This is a genomic window from Streptomyces sp. NBC_01429 (assembly GCF_036231945.1).
In the GTDB taxonomy this organism is placed as follows: domain Bacteria; phylum Actinomycetota; class Actinomycetes; order Streptomycetales; family Streptomycetaceae; genus Streptomyces.
The window spans coordinates 4,680,467-4,697,322 of record NZ_CP109599.1; the positions used below are offsets into that span (position 1 = coordinate 4,680,467).

General features: G+C 70.1%; 12 protein-coding genes and 1 pseudogene. 10 read left to right on the top strand and 3 right to left on the bottom strand.

The features are described from left to right. Positions 1-372 precede the first annotated feature (372 nt). Positions 373-5,373, top strand: coding sequence for a DNA repair ATPase (locus OG627_RS20485; protein ID WP_329067173.1), 5,001 nt, complete (start codon positions 373-375; stop codon positions 5,371-5,373). Between the two features lie 40 nt (positions 5,374-5,413). Here the strand turns inward: OG627_RS20485 and OG627_RS20490 are convergent, their stop codons facing one another. Next, positions 5,414-6,616, bottom strand: a complete 1,203-nt coding sequence (locus OG627_RS20490; RefSeq protein WP_329067176.1) for a hypothetical protein — start codon at positions 6,614-6,616, stop codon at positions 5,414-5,416. Positions 6,617-6,712: 96 nt separating this feature from the next. After that, entirely contained in the window at positions 6,713-7,042 is a 330-nt protein-coding gene (locus OG627_RS20495; RefSeq protein WP_329067178.1) for a hypothetical protein, read from the bottom strand. A gap of 261 nt (positions 7,043-7,303) precedes the next feature. On the opposite strand from OG627_RS20495, the gene OG627_RS20500 reads away from it, so the two are divergent. From OG627_RS20500 to OG627_RS20510, 3 genes and pseudogenes are all read left to right on the top strand, one after another. Continuing rightward, entirely contained in the window at positions 7,304-7,771 is a 468-nt protein-coding gene (locus tag OG627_RS20500; RefSeq protein ID WP_329067180.1) for a hypothetical protein, read from the top strand. A 260-nt stretch (positions 7,772-8,031) separates the two neighbouring features. Further along, positions 8,032-8,211 (top strand): hypothetical protein, encoded by a 180-nt coding sequence (locus OG627_RS20505; protein WP_329067181.1) that lies wholly within the window; start codon positions 8,032-8,034, stop codon positions 8,209-8,211. A gap of 543 nt (positions 8,212-8,754) precedes the next feature. Then, positions 8,755-8,978, top strand: a pseudogene (locus OG627_RS20510) (site-specific integrase); the annotation flags it as partial. Positions 8,979-9,045: 67 nt separating this feature from the next. Here OG627_RS20510 and OG627_RS20515 read toward each other — a convergent pair. Further along, complete coding sequence (locus tag OG627_RS20515) at positions 9,046-9,714, bottom strand: hypothetical protein (protein ID WP_329067183.1); 669 nt, start codon at positions 9,712-9,714, stop codon at positions 9,046-9,048. Between the two features lie 178 nt (positions 9,715-9,892). On the opposite strand from OG627_RS20515, the gene OG627_RS20520 reads away from it, so the two are divergent. From OG627_RS20520 to OG627_RS20545, 6 genes are all read left to right on the top strand, one after another. After that, a complete protein-coding gene (locus OG627_RS20520; protein ID WP_329067185.1) occupies positions 9,893-11,650 on the top strand; it encodes a recombinase family protein in 1,758 nt (585 codons plus the stop codon). Positions 11,651-11,819: 169 nt separating this feature from the next. Further along, on the top strand, positions 11,820-13,151 hold the full coding sequence (hemL, locus tag OG627_RS20525; protein WP_329067187.1) for a glutamate-1-semialdehyde 2,1-aminomutase: 1,332 nt from the start codon (positions 11,820-11,822) through the stop codon (positions 13,149-13,151). Then, the gene (locus OG627_RS20530) at positions 13,148-13,849 is read left to right on the top strand and encodes a histidine phosphatase family protein (protein ID WP_329067189.1); all 702 of its coding nucleotides are present in this window, start codon (positions 13,148-13,150) and stop codon (positions 13,847-13,849) included. Before hemL ends, OG627_RS20530 begins: the two co-directional genes overlap by 4 nt. 246 nt (positions 13,850-14,095) lie before the next feature. After that, positions 14,096-15,340, top strand: coding sequence for a hypothetical protein (locus tag OG627_RS20535; protein WP_329067191.1), 1,245 nt, complete (start codon positions 14,096-14,098; stop codon positions 15,338-15,340). A gap of 88 nt (positions 15,341-15,428) precedes the next feature. Then, positions 15,429-16,049, top strand: a complete 621-nt coding sequence (locus tag OG627_RS20540) for a TlpA family protein disulfide reductase (protein WP_329067193.1) — start codon at positions 15,429-15,431, stop codon at positions 16,047-16,049. 67 nt (positions 16,050-16,116) lie between these two features. After that, a complete protein-coding gene (locus OG627_RS20545) occupies positions 16,117-16,854 on the top strand; it encodes a cytochrome c biogenesis CcdA family protein (protein ID WP_329067195.1) in 738 nt (245 codons plus the stop codon). Positions 16,855-16,856: the final 2 nt, after the last annotated feature.

The window sequence follows — 16,856 nt, forward strand, 5'->3', positions numbered from 1 at the left end:
CCTGTAACGCGTGGGGGGTCTCAGGCGTGAAGTAGGTGAGAGACGCGAGTGAGAGATGCGCGTGAGGGACGTGCGGGGGACACGCACCGGGGACACGCACGGGGGAGACGCACCGGGGACACGCACGGGGGAGACGCACGGGGGAGACGCAGGCGGGCGCGCGGGCCCAGGTGAGAACCCGGGCGCCCGGTACGACATGAATGGCTCGTAGGAGCCGCACGACCGATACGACCGTTACGGCTGGCACGACGTTACGGCTGGCAGGGCTGGCAGGGCTGGCAGGGCTGGCACGGCTCGTATGGCTGGCACGGCTCAAATGGCTCGTACAGCTGGTATGGCTCGTACGGCCTTGTACGGAAAGCGAGAAGTCCGATGGAGACAGCAGCGGCCGCGGCGGCCTCGGTGGACGCCGGTACGTACGAGGTGCTGCGCGACCGGCTCGCCGCGCAGGCCGGGGAGCTGGCGCGGCGCGCCGAGGAGCTGAACTCCCGCCGGATCGAGGCGTTCGGCTCGATGGAGCTGGCCCTCACCGGTACGGAGCGCATCCGCACGGAGCAGCCGCGAGTGCCCCGGGACGTCGTCGCGGTCGGTGGGGCGTTGCTGTTCGGCGTCAATGTGCCGCCGGGACCGAAGCCGGCGTCCGCCGTCGGGGACGTCCTCGCCCTCTTCGACCGCGAGCTGAACCGGCTGCCGGACGACGCGGTCCCGGGTCTGCTCGACGACCCCGCATTTGTACGGGAGTTCGCGGACCTCCACCGCTACTTCCGTGATGCCCGGCTGCTCCAGCTGCGGCACACCGAGGGCAAGCTCCTGGCCGTCTTCCAGACCGGTGCGGCGGCCGACGACATCCGGGTGCTGCGCTGGGCGATCGGCGTGGACGGTACGGCGGAGTTCCTGGACGCGCGCGGCGAGCGCGACCATGTCTTCCCGGCCTCGCAGGACGTGGAGTGGACGGCCACGGCCCGGGAGGACCACGTTCTCGGCCGCCATCCGCACATCTCGATCGCCGGTGACACCGTCTTCGTCTCGACGGTCGGCGGCGCGCTCACCGTGAAGACGGAGAACGACACCGAGTCCGGTGAAGGTGTCCACGCGGAGCCGGTGGACGAGCCGCTCCAGTCGCTGGCGGACGCCGAGGTCGAGTACGCCAGGGCGGGGGCGCTGGTCCTGCTGCGGGTGCGCCCGTACAAGGAGGAGACCCGGCGCCACCTCGTCTTCAACACCGTCACCCGGACCGTGGTGCGGCTCGACGGCATCGGGCAGGCGTGCCGCCGGCTGCCCGAGGACCAGGGGATCATCTTCCCCGGCGGATACTGCCTGGCCACCGGCGCGCACAAGACGTTCGACACCGACACCGGCGGCCTGGAGTTCGAGCGGGAGCTGCGCTCGCCGAACGGTGAGGACGTGCTGTACGCGTTCCACGCCCGCGCCGAGGGCCGCAGCCTGCTCCTCCCGTACAACCTGATCCGCAAGGAGGTCGCCGCTCCGCTCTCCTGCCAGGGGTACGCGCTCTTCGAGGACGGCGCGCTGGTCGTCCTGCGGGCCCCGGACTCGGAGGAGCCGGCCCGCGTCCATCCGCTCCAGATCTGGGGCTCGCCCTACGTCTCCGACACCTACGCCGCCGCTTCCGCCTCGGCGGACGCCGGGCCGCTGGGCCGGATCGGCAACGCGGACCTGGTGCGCGGCATCTCCGACTGCCTGTCGCTGGCGCGCGCCGTCACCGAGACCGGCACGCCGACGACCGGGGTGTACGAGACGCTCCTCGCCGCGTGCGTCCGCGCCGCCGACACCTACCACTGGCTGGGCGACGCCGAAGCGGGCGATCTGCGCGAGCCGCTGGCCGGGGTGCGGACGACGGCCGAGCAGGTGCTCGCCGAGTTCGAGACCGTGCAGACGCTGACCCGCCAGGCCGCCGAGGCGTTCGCGGAGTCGGCGGCGCGGATCGCCGCGCTGGTGCGCAGGACCCGGGGCGAGGCACCGCAGTCGGCCGCCGGCTGGGTCGAGCGCCTCACCGAACTGCGGCGTGCGCACGGCCATTTGCTCACGCTCAAGGACCAGCGGTACGCGGACGCCGAGCGCATCGACACCCTGGGCGCCGAGGTGGCGGAGGACCTCACCGCCTTCGCGCGGCGCGCCGTGCGGTTCCTGAGCCGCGAGGACGCCTTCAGCGGCTATCACGAGGACATCGGGGGGCTGACGGCCGAGGCCGACGCGATCGTCACCGCCGCCGAGGCCGCCCCGGTCGCCGAGCGGCTCGACGAGCTGGCGGCGGGGCTGCGTACGGTCACCGAGGTCGTCGCGGGCCTGGACATCGGCGACGCGACGGTCCGTACGTCCATCCTGGAGCGCGTCGCGGAGGTCCTCGGCGGGGTCAACGGCGCCCGCGCCACCCTGGACGCCCGGCGCAGGGAGCTGGGCGCGCAGGAGGGACGGGCCGGGTTCGCGGCGGAGTTCGCGCTGCTCGGCCAGGCCGTGACGGGCGCGCTGGCCGCCGCCTCCACCCCGGAGACCTGCGACGAGCAGCTCGCCGGGCTGCTGCTGCGGCTGGAGGACCTCGAATCCCGCTTCGCGGAGTCCGACGACTTCCTCGCCGAGCTGTCGGGCAAGCGCACCGAGGTCTACGAGACGTTCTCGGCCCGTAAGCAGGGTCTCCAGGACGCCCGCGCGCAGCGCGCCGAGCGGCTGGGCGACTCGGCGGGCCGGGTGCTGGAGACCGTCGCGCGCCGGGCGGCGGCCCTGGACTCCGCCGACGAGGTCAGCACGTACTTCGCCTCCGACCCGATGGTCGCCAAGGTCCGGCGCACCGTCGCCGAGCTGCGCGAACTGGGCGACCGGGTCAGGGCGGAGGAGCTGGACGGCCGGATCAAGGCGTCCCGCCAGGAGGCGGCCCGCGCGCTGCGGGACCGCACCGACCTGTACGCGGACGGCGGCGCGCTCATCCGGCTGGGCCGCCACAGCTTCGCGGTCAACACACAGCCGCTCGACCTCACCCTCGTACCCCACGGCGGGAGTGGGAGCGGCGGGGACGTGCGCGGGGACAGGAACGGGAGCGGTGGCGGGGGCGGGCTGAGCTTCGCGCTCACCGGCACCGACTACCGGGCCCCTGTCACCGACCCGGAGTTCGCCGCGACCCGGCCGTACTGGGGACAGGAGCTGCCGTCGGAGTCGGCGGAGGTGTACCGGGGCGAGTATCTGGCGGCGAAGCTGCTCGCGGGGCGCGCTGCGGACGGCCGGGCGACCGGCGACCGCGCGGCCGACGGGCTGGCGTCCTACGCCGAACTGGAAGCGCTGGTACGGCAGTCGGCGGAGGAGGCGTACGACGAGGGATACGAGCGCGGCGTCCACGACCACGACGCCGCCCTGATCCTGCGCGCCCTGCTGCGGCTGCGCGCCGAGGCCGGCCTGCTGCGCTACGCACCGGCCGCCCGCGCCGCCGCCCAGCTGTTCTGGGCGCACGGCACCACACCGGAGGCGCGCGAGGCGTGGACCCGGCGGGCCGTGTCGATGGCGCGGGCCAGGGACACCTTCGGGCTGGCACCCGCCATCGAGACGCTCCAGGCGGAGCTGGCGACGGCGATGGGACGGGTCGAAGAGCACCCGCAGGCCGCCGAGTACCTCTTCGAGGAGCTGACGTCAGGACCGGACGGCTTCGTCACCAGCGCGGGCGCGCGGACGCTGCTCGACAAGTTCCGGCGCGCGGTGGGCACCTCGGACTCCGGCAGCTCCGCGTACGACGAGGACCTCGCCGGTCTCGGCGACGACCTGACCGCCCGCCGCCAGCTGGTGGAGAACTGGCTCGCCGCGTACGCGGCGGCCGGCGGCCGGGACGGCATCGACCCCGGTGACCTGGCGGAGGCCGCCGCCGTCGAACTCTGCCCCGGCCTCGCCCGGTACGACGTGACGGCGCCGCGGGCCGAGACCGTCGAGGGCCTGCTCGGCAGCCACCCGAGGATCGAGCGCCGCCGGCTGACCGTCCGCCTCGACGAACTCCTCGCCCGCACGGCGGACTTCCGCGACCGGGTGGCCCCCGGCTTCCGCGCCTACCAGCGCCTGCGCGGCGCCCTCGTCACGGCCGAGCGGGCGCGACTGCGCCTGGACGACTACCGGCCCCGCGTCATGTCCTCCTTCGTGCGCAACCGGCTCATCGACGAGGTCTACCTCCCCCTCATCGGCGACAACCTCGCCAAGCAGCTCGGCACGGCCGGCGAGTCCAAGCGCACCGACAGCAACGGCCTGCTGCTCCTGGTCTCCCCGCCGGGCTACGGCAAGACGACGCTCATGGAGTACGTCGCCGACCGTCTCGGCCTGGTCCTCGTCAAGATCAACGGACCGGCTCTCGGCCACGCCGTCACCTCGCTCGACCCGGACCAGGCACCGAACGCGACCGCCCGCCAGGAGGTGGAGAAGATCAACTTCGCCCTGGCGGCGGGCAACAACACGCTGCTGTACCTGGACGACATCCAGCACACCTCGCCCGAGCTGCTCCAGCAGTTCATCTCGCTGTGCGACGCGCAGCGCCGCATCGAGGGCGTACGGGACGGCGAGACGCGGACGTACGACCTGCGCGGCAAGCGCTTCGCCGTCTGCATGGCCGGCAACCCGTACACCGAGTCGGGCCACCGCTTCCGTATCCCCGACATGCTCGCCAACCGCGCCGACGTGTGGAACCTGGGGGACGTCCTGACCGGAAAGGAGGACGTCTTCGCGCTCAGCTTCGTGGAGAACGCCCTCACCACCCACCCGGTCCTCGCCCCGCTCGCCGCCCGCGACCGCGCCGACCTGGACATCCTCGTACGGCTCGCCTCCGACGACCCCACCGCCCGCACGGACCGCCTGACCCACCCCTACCCGCCCGCCGAACTGGACCGCGTGCTCGCCGTCCTGCGCCATCTGCTGACGGCCCGCGAAACGGTCCTCGCGGTCAACGAGGCGTACATATCCTCGGCGGCCCAGTCCGACGCGACGCGCACGGAGCCGCCGTTCCTCCTCCAGGGCTCGTACCGCAACATGAACAAGATCGCGGCCCGGATCGACGCCGTCATGAACGACACCGAACTCGCCGCCGTGATCGAGGACCACTACACGGGCGAGGCCCAGACCCTGACCTCGGGCGCCGAGTCCAATCTCCTCAAACTCGCCGAACTGCGGGGCACGTTGACCCCGCCGGGGGCGGCGCGCTGGACGGAGATCAAGACGGGCTATGTCCGCACTCTGACCCTGGGCGGCCCGGAGGGCGACCCGCTGACCCGGGCGGTGGCCGCCCTGGGGCTGCTCGCGGACCGGATGAGCGCGGTGGAGGCGGCGATCACCCGGGCGGCGGGGGAGGGGAGCGGGCCGGGAACGGGCCGGCACGGGGCGCGGCTCGCCGACTGAGCACGCCCCGCCGACGAACGGCGTCTCACCGGGGAAGGGGCTATCGGGTGCGCACGGCGTCGAGGTCCTCGAACAGGGCGGGCCAGCCGCCCTCGGAGAACCGGCGCTTGTGCAGGTCGGGGATCTCGGCGACATTGCGCCGGGTACGGGCGCCGAGACCGGGGTCGGTGGCGATCCGCTGGAGGGCGGCCCACAGCTCGGGGCCCCGGCTGGGCGACAGGCACTGCACCAGGTGCGCGCTGAACGCGTCGTCGAGTCCGGGCAGCGCCTCGATGACACGGAGCTGGGTGGCACGGCCGCTTCTCGGCAGGAAGGACCACATCGCCGTCCGCCAGGCGGCGGCGATGTCCTTACGGGGCGCGGTCCCGAGACCGCACTCCTTGAGGCGGCGTCCCATGGAGAGCAGCAGATCCGTGGACTGGCCTTCGGCCAGGGGGCTTTGACGCCGGTCCGGAAAGACATAACTGGAGACCTTGATGAGGCCGGTGGCGTCGAGCGGCTCCGTGAAGGCGAGCCGGAACATCTCGGCCACGTCGGCCGCCGCGCCGTACTTGGCGTACCACCACAGACACCACCGCCGGGCCTGGAAGGAGCCCTTGGATGAACAGCGAGGAAGAAAGGGAATGTCGGCGCCGCACAGTTCGCGAAGCAGTCCCAGGGCGGCCGCCGGTGGCGGGGTCCGCACTTGTGGCAGTGGCTCCGGGAGGGTTTCCCGCTCCAGCCCGATGCCGAGAAGTTCGATGAGAGCGGCCACCGTCTCCTCGTCGGGGATACGGCGGATCCAGCCGGACAGCTCGTCCCAGGTGAGGGGCTGTGGGGCGATGGTGGCGGTACCGCTGCTGTCGGCACCGCTGTTGTCGGCGCCGCTGTTGTTGTGGTTGCTGTTGTTGTGGTCGCTCCGGTCCGTTCGCTCCAGCAGTACGAGGAGGGAGGACAGGTGTTTCAGCCGGGTTCTCCGCTGGTGGCTCAGGGCGTCCGGGCGCGTGTCGGGGACAGCGGCGCGGAACGCTTCGAGGGTGGCGGCGCGCAGCCGGGCATGCGATTCCGCGTCCAGGTTCAGGCTCTGCTTCAGCAGTTCCTTGGCCCGGGGGAAGGCGCCGATCCGCAGGAGGAGGTCCATGAGCAGGGCCGTCTCCGGCACCGAGGCGGGCCACTTGGTGAACGGCTCGATCCACTCGGCGACGTTCGCGTTGGTCAGGGGCGCGTCGTCGGGCAGTTGCCGTAGAAAACCCCTCCGCGACATGACGGTTGGTCACGACGAGCTGCGGCGCGATCATCCAGCCGGTGCCTATCCACTTCAGCCGGTGGTTGTGCAGATTGATGCGGCCGACGCTGGAGATCACCGCTTCGAGGGTGCGGCGAGCCTTTTGAGTTGGGCCGAAAGCACGTCGCTGGTGGGGAATCCGTTGGCGGCCAGAGAAAAAGTCCCGCCCTGAATGAGATGAACCGGTCGATAGAATTCGTTGATGATCTTTTCCAGTGCGGTGTCCTGGGGGACATAGACGCCCTCGGTCATGCGTTCGACGGTGTCGGCCACTTGATCAATACGCAATCCGGAATCGAGGCCCTCCAGCCCGCCCAGCGTGGCGGCCGCGGCCTTGATCTCGTCGAACCGGTCGAAGAACTCCTGCTTGGCCTCGCCGTCGGAGAAGAACTGCCGATAGTCCATCGGCGAAGCGTATGAGGGCGAAGGGGGCCTGCGGGGCGTTTGGCCGCATTCGGTCACCCGGCATCGAGTCCGGCCGCCCGGCGTCGAGGCCCTGTTGACGGAGGGTGCGAGAGCGTTGACCCTTGGTGAGGAATTGGCCTACGGGCCTCTGGCTCCGGGGACTTCAGGGTCTTCTGGGCCTGAGGGGCTTCGACGGCTTCAATCGGAGGCTTCAGAGGGGTGGACGTCATGATCGAACAGCGGTTGTCCAGATGGAGATCCATGGTGGCGCTGACCGTCGCCGGGGCGGCGCTGGTCGCCGTCACGGCGGGCTCGGCGGGTGCCGTAGGTACGGGGAGCGCCGCGGGAGCGGACCGGGGGAGTGCCGCGCGGGCGTCGGCGGAGGCCGCCGCCGTGAGCGCCGCGCCGACGCCGGAGGAGCAGGAGCGGCTCCGCGCGATCGCGGGGGCGATCTGGGGCGACAGCCTGGCGGCGGGTTGGGACATGAACAGCGACGTGGCGGACATCCTGTCGACGGCCACGGGCGAGATCCTGAAGTGCTCGGAGGCGTTCGCCCTGGTGCCCAGGCCGGCCGGGTTCATCCCGGGGCTGGGCTACCTGGTCAGCTACTGGAAGAACCTGCGCGACTACTTCCTGGTGGTCAGCCAGGACCGTACGTACCGCGCCTGCGTGAGCGCGACCGCGTTGAACTACCGCTCGGCCATTGAAATGGCGTCGATGGGCATCTGACGCGGCGGCCGGTTGCCGGCTGCTGGGGTTGGGGCCTGCTGGGGCTGTGGCTGGGGGGCGGGGTGCGGCTGTACGGGTCGACTGGCGCCCCCTGGTCATGGCTCGGGTCGGGTGGACTGTCGTCCTGGCTGTCGTGAACGGCGACGCTGCCGGCGTCCCGCCCGAAGCGTACAATTGTGGCATAAGGGGAGTAGGTGTCTGATATCGGCCGCCTGCTGCCACATGGGGAGGGACGCGCCGACCTCTGTGAGGGGGTTCTCATGACTGACAGCAGCAACTTCTACGCCCACGACAGACCGCCACACCCGACCCTCCCCGAGGACCGCCCCCGAGGCGGCGGCCCAAAGACTCCGCTGGCGCACAGCGGAAGATGGACGACGTTGGCCATCGTGCTGGTGGTCCTTCTGATCGTCGTCGTGGGGATCGCGATGTTCCCGTGAGCTGAGCTGATGACGTTCCGGACCGTGACGCGGGCGATCCCGGACCGTGGCTACTGAAGCGCCCGCCGGCAATGCGGTGCCGGCGGGCGCTTCGGGTGTGGATCGACCCCGCGGCAGGCGGGGAGCACGCGAGCGCGGCGGCTGGCGATGCCGTTGCCGGGAGCATCCCCGCGAGGTGTGCGAGGACCATCCGCCCTCTCCTGCGTGGAAGGGCTTCTGCCCGGGGCCATCCCTCGCGCGAGGGAACATGCTCTCGGCGGCCAGGCGGTGTGCGTAGGTCACCGGACCATCCCCGCGTGGCGCGGGGACCACCCACGGCTGACGCCGGAGGGAGACGCGCGGGCCGGACCACCCCCGCGTGCGCGGGGACCATACTTCGTGACCTGCGGCTTTATCTTCGGTCGGCCCGGCGACTCTTCACTCGCAGCAGCTCGGTCGATCCGGCTTACCCCCTACCAGGCAACTCCCCAGCAGCCACTCCAGGGGCTGGTCTGGGTACGGCGAGCGCGCAGGAAGCGCCCCCAGTTCCCTCGCCGCCGCTGAGAGAGCATCAAGGCGCTCTCGGAGTTTCTGGGCCACTCGGACCCCGGCTTCACGCTGCGCACGTACACGCACCTGTTGCCGTCCAGCGAGACCCGGACCCGCAAAACGACCGACGACGCCTTCACGGACACCGGGGCGAAGGATGAGGGTGACTCGGTCGCCGGCCAGGTCACTCGGTGTCCGCAGCGAGACCCATGTGCCCTCAATGTGCCCTGGGCGCCTGACGCCGCTTCACGGTACCGAAAAGGGCGAGGCCCCGAAGGCCCCGCCCGCCGCAGGTCAAACGCAAGGTCAGGGCCACACCAGACAGTAAGGCTGATGCCCCGCCTCATGCAGCCGGTGCGAGAAGTCCTGCCACTCGTGCAGCAGTTGGTACACGTTGTACGCGTCCCTCGGCCCGCCCCGGTCCGGCACCGTCGACCAGATGAAGGCCGCCGCGCCGACCGATTCCTCGCCTATGTCGCGCAGCGGGTCCACGACGGTCATGGGGAGGCGGACGACCGCGTAATCCGGGTGGAGGACGACGAGTTCGAGCGGGGGGACCTTGTTCAGGGGCATGCCCTGTATGCCCGTCAGGACCATCGCGGCTATCGTCTCCGGCTTGATCTTGGAGAACATCCCGCCCATGCCCAGCTCGTCGCCGCCCAGTTCCTCCGGGCGCATGGAGATGGGGACACGGGCTGCCGTGGCTCCGTTGGGCGCGCCGAAGTACTTGTAGGTCACCCCCACCCGGCCACCACTCCTGATTCCCGGAAGCTGCATCCCCGGAAGCTGCTCATCGGCCGCGCGTGCGTCGCCGGTCCGGCCGCCGCCGCGTATCTCGCCCGCGCCGCGCATCTCGCGGGCGTCACGTGCCTCACGCGCCTCGCGGTCCCGGTGCTCGCGGCGCCGGTGTTTTCCCCGGGCAGGCTCCGGACCCAGGTCGTCGGTCCCCTCGCCCACTCCGCCACCGCGATGCATATCTCCACCCGACCACTCGCAGCCCCGGCCGCGCAACCCGATCATCGTGACAGTGACCTCCCCCACGAACGTCCGGTGAAACACCAGTCCGCAGAAACGTCCGAGCCTCTGACGCGATGGATTGCGTGAACTTCCCCTATGACGCCCCGGTGTCATGTAGTTGGGGTAGCGTCAGAGTGTGAGTCGGACGCTGGAACTACACGATGCCGGGGGTACCGCCGAGCAGTTCCTGGCTGATCAGCGGGTAGCAGCAGGGTATACCCGTCAGTCAAAGGCCAAGGCGGACAAATCGGAAGCGAGTCCGCGGGCGCAGGACGAGGCGACCGAAAGGAAGGCCCTGGAAAGGGGCTGCTCTTTCAAGGGGTATTACCGGGACATCGGCGTATCCGGATACGACCCGAACGCCGAGCGCAAGGGCTTCGACCGCTTGATGAGAGACTGCCGGGACGGTCTGATCCAAGAAATCGTCGTCTTCGATGTAACCCGTTTCTCGCGCCGCGAACCCAAGGACATGATTCCGGTCGTCCTGGAACTGTTCTCCCTCGGTGTCACCATCACGTCAGTGGCCGAGGGCCCGTTCACGCCGGACAAACCCACGGAACTCATGATGCTGATCCGCCGGTTGCAGGCCGCCTACCAGAGCAGCGAGAACAAGAGCGAGACGGCATCGGGAGCGAAGCGCGCGGCGGGGCGGTTCGGGGGCTGGACCGGCGGGACGCCTCCCTATGGCATGGAGAGCTACGCCGAACAGGCAACCCGGGTGATCGATGGTAAGCCGGTGACCATCACCACCAGATTTCTGCGCCCCACTCCCAAGTCCGACGACGGAACGGACCAGGGCGGCGTGGTCGTGTCGATGGTGGATCGAATCTTCGAGCATAAAGACAAGCCGTGGGACGGCAAGAAGAACGCGCACCCCGGATCGGTGAACTCGCTCACCACGTGGCTCAACCAGCGCCGAATCAAGACCCAGCAGGGAGGCTTGTGGCGTACGCCGACGGTCAAGCGTGTCCTGTCCGACCCTCGGCTGGCAGGGTTCGCGGCCAAGACCGTCTACCGCACAGGCGCGGACGGCAGGCCGACGCGCACCGTCGACGGGTACCGCATCCTGCGTGACGAGCACGGTGATCCCCTCGTCATCGGGGAAGCTCTCATCCCGCCCGCCAGATGGTTCGAGCTACAGGAATGGCTGTCCGGACGGGGCCGCGGAAAAGGACTCACCAGGGGTGAGTATCTGCTTACCGCCATGGAGCGGCTGGAGTGCGAGTGCGGGCGTCCCATGACGGGATCCCCGCGCATCTACAAATGCTGCCGGCCGTCGGGTGTTGTGGAGCCCGGTCAGCACGAGGGCGGTAACTCGATCAGCCAGGACGCATTGGACGACCACGTCGCCCGCCGCGTTCTGGAGGTGATTCTCGGTGCCTCGGACAGCCCCGAAACACGGGACATCATCACGGAAGCCACCCTGCGATACGCGGAATTCTCGGAAGACCCGAGCATTCGTGGTGAGCGTGCGTCCCTCGTGAGTGCGAGGGCCGTGGTCACGCGGTCGATGGAGAGGCTGTACGACGACCTGAATTCCGGGATCTACGACGGCCCCGTCGGACGTGCGCGTTTCCGGGACGAGAAAGAACAACTGGAGATCCTTCTGGAATCCCTCGGCCGTCGCCTCGTCGAAGTGGGGTGCCCGGAGCTTCCCGCGCTTCCACTGGAGGAGTGGGGCGACGCCGGTCATGAGGATCCGATCGGACAGGAGTCGTGGTGGGGACGCGCGACGGTCGCTGAACGGCGCACGCTCGTGAAGCTCTTCGTGGACAAGATCGTCGTCACGAAGGCCACGTACCGGGGAGGCACGGCGCGCGCATGCCGTGCGGAAGAGCGCGTCACGGTGACCATGGCCTCCGCCGGGCCGACCTCGGAGGGGAACGGCGCCTGACCGCACAGCCAAGGAGGGTCGGCAGCGGTACCGCCGCCGAGCGAGGCCGACCAGCGGGGCCCCTGTCCGCTCGCACGCCCCGGTCATCCTCGCGGGGGTGACCGGGGCTTTTGCGTGCCTCCCCTACGCTGGACGGGTTCACACTCCCGACGCGAGGGATCCGCAGGTCATGAGCAAACCCCCTTATCGATATGACGCACCCGTTTCGCAGGCACTCTTCGACCGCGCGGCCCTCGTGACGCCCGGCGGCGTGAACTCTCCCGTCCGCGCCTTCAACGCGGTCGGTGGCACGCCCCGGTTCATGGTGTCCGGTAACGGTCCCTACCTCACCGATGCGGACGGTCGCGAATACGTCGACCTCGTCTGTTCCTGGGGTCCGATGATTCTTGGTCATTCCCGCCCGGAAGTGATCGAGGCCGTCCAGGCCGCGGTCGCCCGCGGTACGTCCTTCGGTACGCCGGGTGAGGGCGAGGTCGCGCTCGCCGAGGAGATGGTGGCGCGGATCGCGCCCCTCGACCAGGTGCGGCTCGTGTCGTCCGGTACCGAGGCGACCATGTCCGCGATCCGGCTGGCCCGCGGCTTCACCGGGCGGGCCAAGATCGTGAAGTTCGCCGGCTGCTACCACGGCCACGTCGACGCGCTGCTCGCCGCCGCCGGGTCCGGGGTCGCGACGTTCGGGCTGCCCGACACCCCCGGGGTGACCGGCGCGCAGGCGGGGGACACGATCGTCCTGCCGTACAACGACCCCGAAGCGGTACGCGCCGCCTTCGCCGCGCACCCGGGCGAGATCGCCTGCGTGATCACCGAGGCGTCGCCGGGCAACATGGGCGTCGTACCGCCGAGGGACGGGTTCAACGCCGGGCTCAAGGAGATCTGCGCCGCCGACGGCGCGCTCTACATCTCCGACGAGGTGATGACCGGATTCCGTACCTCGAAGGCCGGCTGGTACGGGATCGACGGCGTCGAGCCCGACCTGATGACCTTCGGCAAGGTGATGGGGGGCGGCTTCCCGGCCGCCGCGTTCGGCGGCCGCGCCGACGTCATGGGCCGGCTCGCGCCGGTGGGCCCCGTCTACCAGGCCGGCACGCTCTCCGGTAACCCGGTCGCGACCGCCGCGGGCCTCGCGCAGCTGCGGCTGCTCGACGACGCGGCGTACGCCACGGTCGACGCGGTGTCGAGCGAGATCCAGGGGCTGGTGACGGAGGCGCTCGCCAAGGAGGGCGTGGCGCACCGCGTGCAGACGGCGAGCAACATGTTCTCCGTCTTCTTCACGGCCGACGAGGTGCGCGACTACGACGACGCCAAGAAGCAGGAGTCGTTCCGCTTCACCCCCTTCTTCCACTCGATGCTCGCCGACGGCGTCTACCTGCCGCCGTCGTCCTTCGAGTCCTGGTTCGTCTCCACCGCGCACGACGAGCGCGCGGTCGAGCGGATCGCCGCCGCCCTGCCCGCCGCCGCCCGCGCCGCGGCCCAAGCCACCGAGCCGGAGAACGCCGCATGAGTGCCACCAGTGCCCAGAGCGCCCAGAGCGAGATGACCGTCGTCCACCTGATGCGCCACGGTGAGGTGCACAACCCCGAGGGCGTGCTGTACGGGAGACGCCCCGACTTCCACCTCTCCGAGCTGGGGGTACGGATGGCCGACCGGGTCGCCGAGCACCTCGCGGGCCGCGACATCACCCACGTCGTCGCCTCCCCGCTGGAGCGCGCCCAGGAGACGGCGGCCCCCCTCGCCAAGACCCACGGGCTCACCATCGAAACCGACGACCGGCTGATCGAGGCCGCGAACGTCTTCGAGGGCAAGACCTTCGGCGTCGGTGACGGCGCGCTGCGTCAGCCGGCGAACTGGAAGTACCTCACCAACCCGTTCCGGCCGTCCTGGGGCGAGCCGTACATCGATCAGGTCGTACGGATGATGGGCGCGCTGACCGCCGCCCGCGACGCCGCCCGGGGACACGAGGCGGTCTGCGTCAGCCACCAGCTGCCGATCTGGATCGTGCGGAGCTTCGTCGAGCGGCGCCGGCTGTGGCACGACCCGAGGCGGCGGCAGTGCTCGCTCGCTTCCCTGACCAGCTTCACCTACCGGGGCAACAAGATCGTCTCCGTCGGCTACTCCGAGCCGGCCCGCGATCTGGTGCCCGCCCATCTCCTGCCGGGCGCGCGGCCCGTGAAGGGCGGGGCCAAAGCCTTCGGCGCGTGACCGCCCCGCCCCTCGGGGGGCGCTCGCGACCGTGACGACAGCACGACATCCGGTCAGCGCGACAGCAGGTCAACCAACCCCTGTGATCGTTTCTGTCGCATCTCGAAGACTTTTGTCACAGCTGTCGTTACATCAGTAAAAGTATGACAAGTACTGGAACCTCCGTGTTCGCTACGTCATCTCATGTATTGCCGCTTGTAAGACTTATATGAGCGGCATACGTGTAAGCGAGCGCGAAGGAGCGGTATGCGCGACATCAGCCGAAGGGGTCTGCTCGGAGCGGGCATCGGAGCGGCGGCGGCGTTCGGACTCGCCGCCTGCTCCACCGCGGAGAGCAAGCCAGGTCGCCCGGACGCGGCGAAGGGCGGCAGCGGGGGCCCGACGGACGGTGCGAGTCCCAAGGGCGAGGACGCCCGCCTCATCGGTGACGGTTCCACCTCCGACACCGGAAAGCAGCCGCACCAGCCGTCCGCGCCGGTCCGGCTGGAGCCGGGGCAGACCCCGCCGCAGTTCGTGATCTTCTCCTGGGACGGCGCGGGCGAGGTCGGGAACGGTCTCTTCCCGCGCTTCCTGGAACTCGCCAAGGACCACGACGCGGCGATGACCTTCTTCCTCTCGGGCATCTACCTCCTGCCGGAGTCGAAGAAGACCCTCTACCGCCCGCCCAACAACCCCGTCGGCGCGTCCGACATCGGGTACCTCACCGACGCGCACATCAAGGACACCCTCAAGAACGTCCGGCAGGCGTGGCTGGACGGCCACGAGATCGGCACGCACTTCAACGGGCACTTCTGCGGCGGCTCCGGCACGGTCGGCAACTGGACACCGGCCCAGTGGCAGAGCGAGATCGACCAGGCCGTCTCCTTCGTCACCGAGTGGCGTACGAACACGGGCTGGACCGATCTCGACCCGCTGCCCTTCGACTACCGCAAGGAACTGACCGGCGGCCGTACGCCCTGCCTGCTCGGCCAGGAGAACCTGCTGCCGACGGCGAAGAAGCTGGGCTGGCGCTACGACGCCAGCTCGCCCGGCGGCACCCAGATCTGGCCGTCCAAGCTGAACGGCGTCTGGAACTTCCCGCTCCAGGCGGTGCCGTTCCCCGGCCACGGCTTCGAAGTCCTCTCCATGGACTACAACATGCTCGCCAACCAGTCGAAGAACTCGACCAACGGCATGACCTCGCGGTACGCGGAGTGGCGCGAGCAGGCCGCCGGGGCCTATCTGGCCGGTTTCGACCGGGCGTACGAGTCGAACCGCGCGCCGTTCTTCATCGGCAACCACTTCGAGCAGTGGAACGGCGGGATCTACATGGACGCCGTCGAGGAGGCGCTGAAGAAGATCGCGGGCAAGAAGGACGTACGGCTGGTGTCGTTCCGCCAGTTCACCGACTGGCTCGACGCCCAGGACCCCGCCGTCGTCGAGAAGCTCCGCACCCTGAACCCGGGACAGGCCCCCGACGGCGGCTGGAACTCCTTCTTCAAGACCGCCTGACCACCGCCTGACCACCGTCTCTCCGGTCGCTCCGGCGGGATCAGGGGGGTGCGCAAGATCCGCGAAACGCCCATGCGAAACTTTTCACATGAACTCAGGTCGCGCCCCCCGACGCCGCCCCGGCCGCCGTCCTCGCGCCATCCTGCCGGTCACGGCCGTCGTCGCCGCGCTGACGCTGTCGGCGTGCACGAGCGGCGGTAAGTCCGGGGGCGGCGGCGACACCAACTTCGTGACGAACGCCGGCGGCATCTCCACCGCCGCGGTCGCCGACCGCCGGCCGATCAACAAGATCGCGGGCGAGACCCTCGAAGGCGAGCAGTTCGACGTGGCCGACCTCAAGGGCAAGGTCGTCGTGCTGAACGTCTGGGGCTCGTGGTGCCCGCCCTGCCGCGCCGAGGCCCCGCACTTCGCCAAGGTCGCCAAGGAGACCGAGGCGGAGGGGGTCGCCTTCGTCGGGATCAACACCCGGGACCCGAACAAGGGCCCGGCGATCGCCTTCGAGAAGGACTACGGCGTCGCGTACCCGAGCCTGTACGACCCGACGGGCAAGCTGATTGTGAACGGCTTCCCCAAGGGCAGTCTCAACCCGCAGTCCATCCCCTCCACGATCGTGCTCGACCGGCAGGGGAAGATCGCGGCCCGCTCGTTGATGGCGCTCAACGAGGAGAAGCTGCGCAAGATGATCGACCCGCTGATCGCGGAGAAGTGATGCGGTACGTACGGCCCGTACGCCCGGGGCGGGGCGCGCGGCACGCATGCGCGCCGGGGCGCCCGGCATGAACCAGACGGTCTTCAGCGGAGCGCTCGCGCTCGCCTTCCCGATCGCGGTGCTGGGCGGCCTCGTCTCGTTCTTCTCGCCGTGCGTCCTGCCGCTCGTACCGGGCTACCTCTCGTACGTCACCGGGGTCAGCGGCACCGATCTCGCGGACGCCAGACGCGGCCGGATGGTCGCGGGTGCCACGCTCTTCGTGGCCGGCTTCACGGCGGTCTTCGTGTCGGGCGGCGCGCTCTTCGGCTTCTTCGGCGCGACCCTCATGGAGTACCAGGGGGTCATCTCCAAGGTGCTCGGCGTGCTGATGATCCTCATGGGGCTCTTCTTCATGGGGCTCATGCCCTGGTTCACCCAGCGCGAATTCCGCCTCCACAAGCGGCCGGTGGGCGGCCTCGCCGGCGCCCCGCTGCTCGGAGTGATGTTCGGGGTGGGCTGGACGCCCTGTCTCGGGCCCACGCTCACCTCCGTCAACACCCTCGCGCTCAGCGAGGCGGACGCGGGCCGCGGCGCGATACTGATGGTCGCGTACTGCCTCGGCCTCGGCCTGCCGTTCGTGCTCGCCGCGGTGGCGTTCCGCAAGGCCCTGGGTGCCTTCGGCTGGGTCAAGCGCCACTACGCCTGGGTCATGCGCATCGGCGGCGGAATGATGATCGCGACCGGCCTGCTGCTGCTCACCGGCGCGTGGGACGTCATCGTGCAGCAGATGCAGACCTGGTCGAACGGCTTCACGGTAGGGATCTAGTT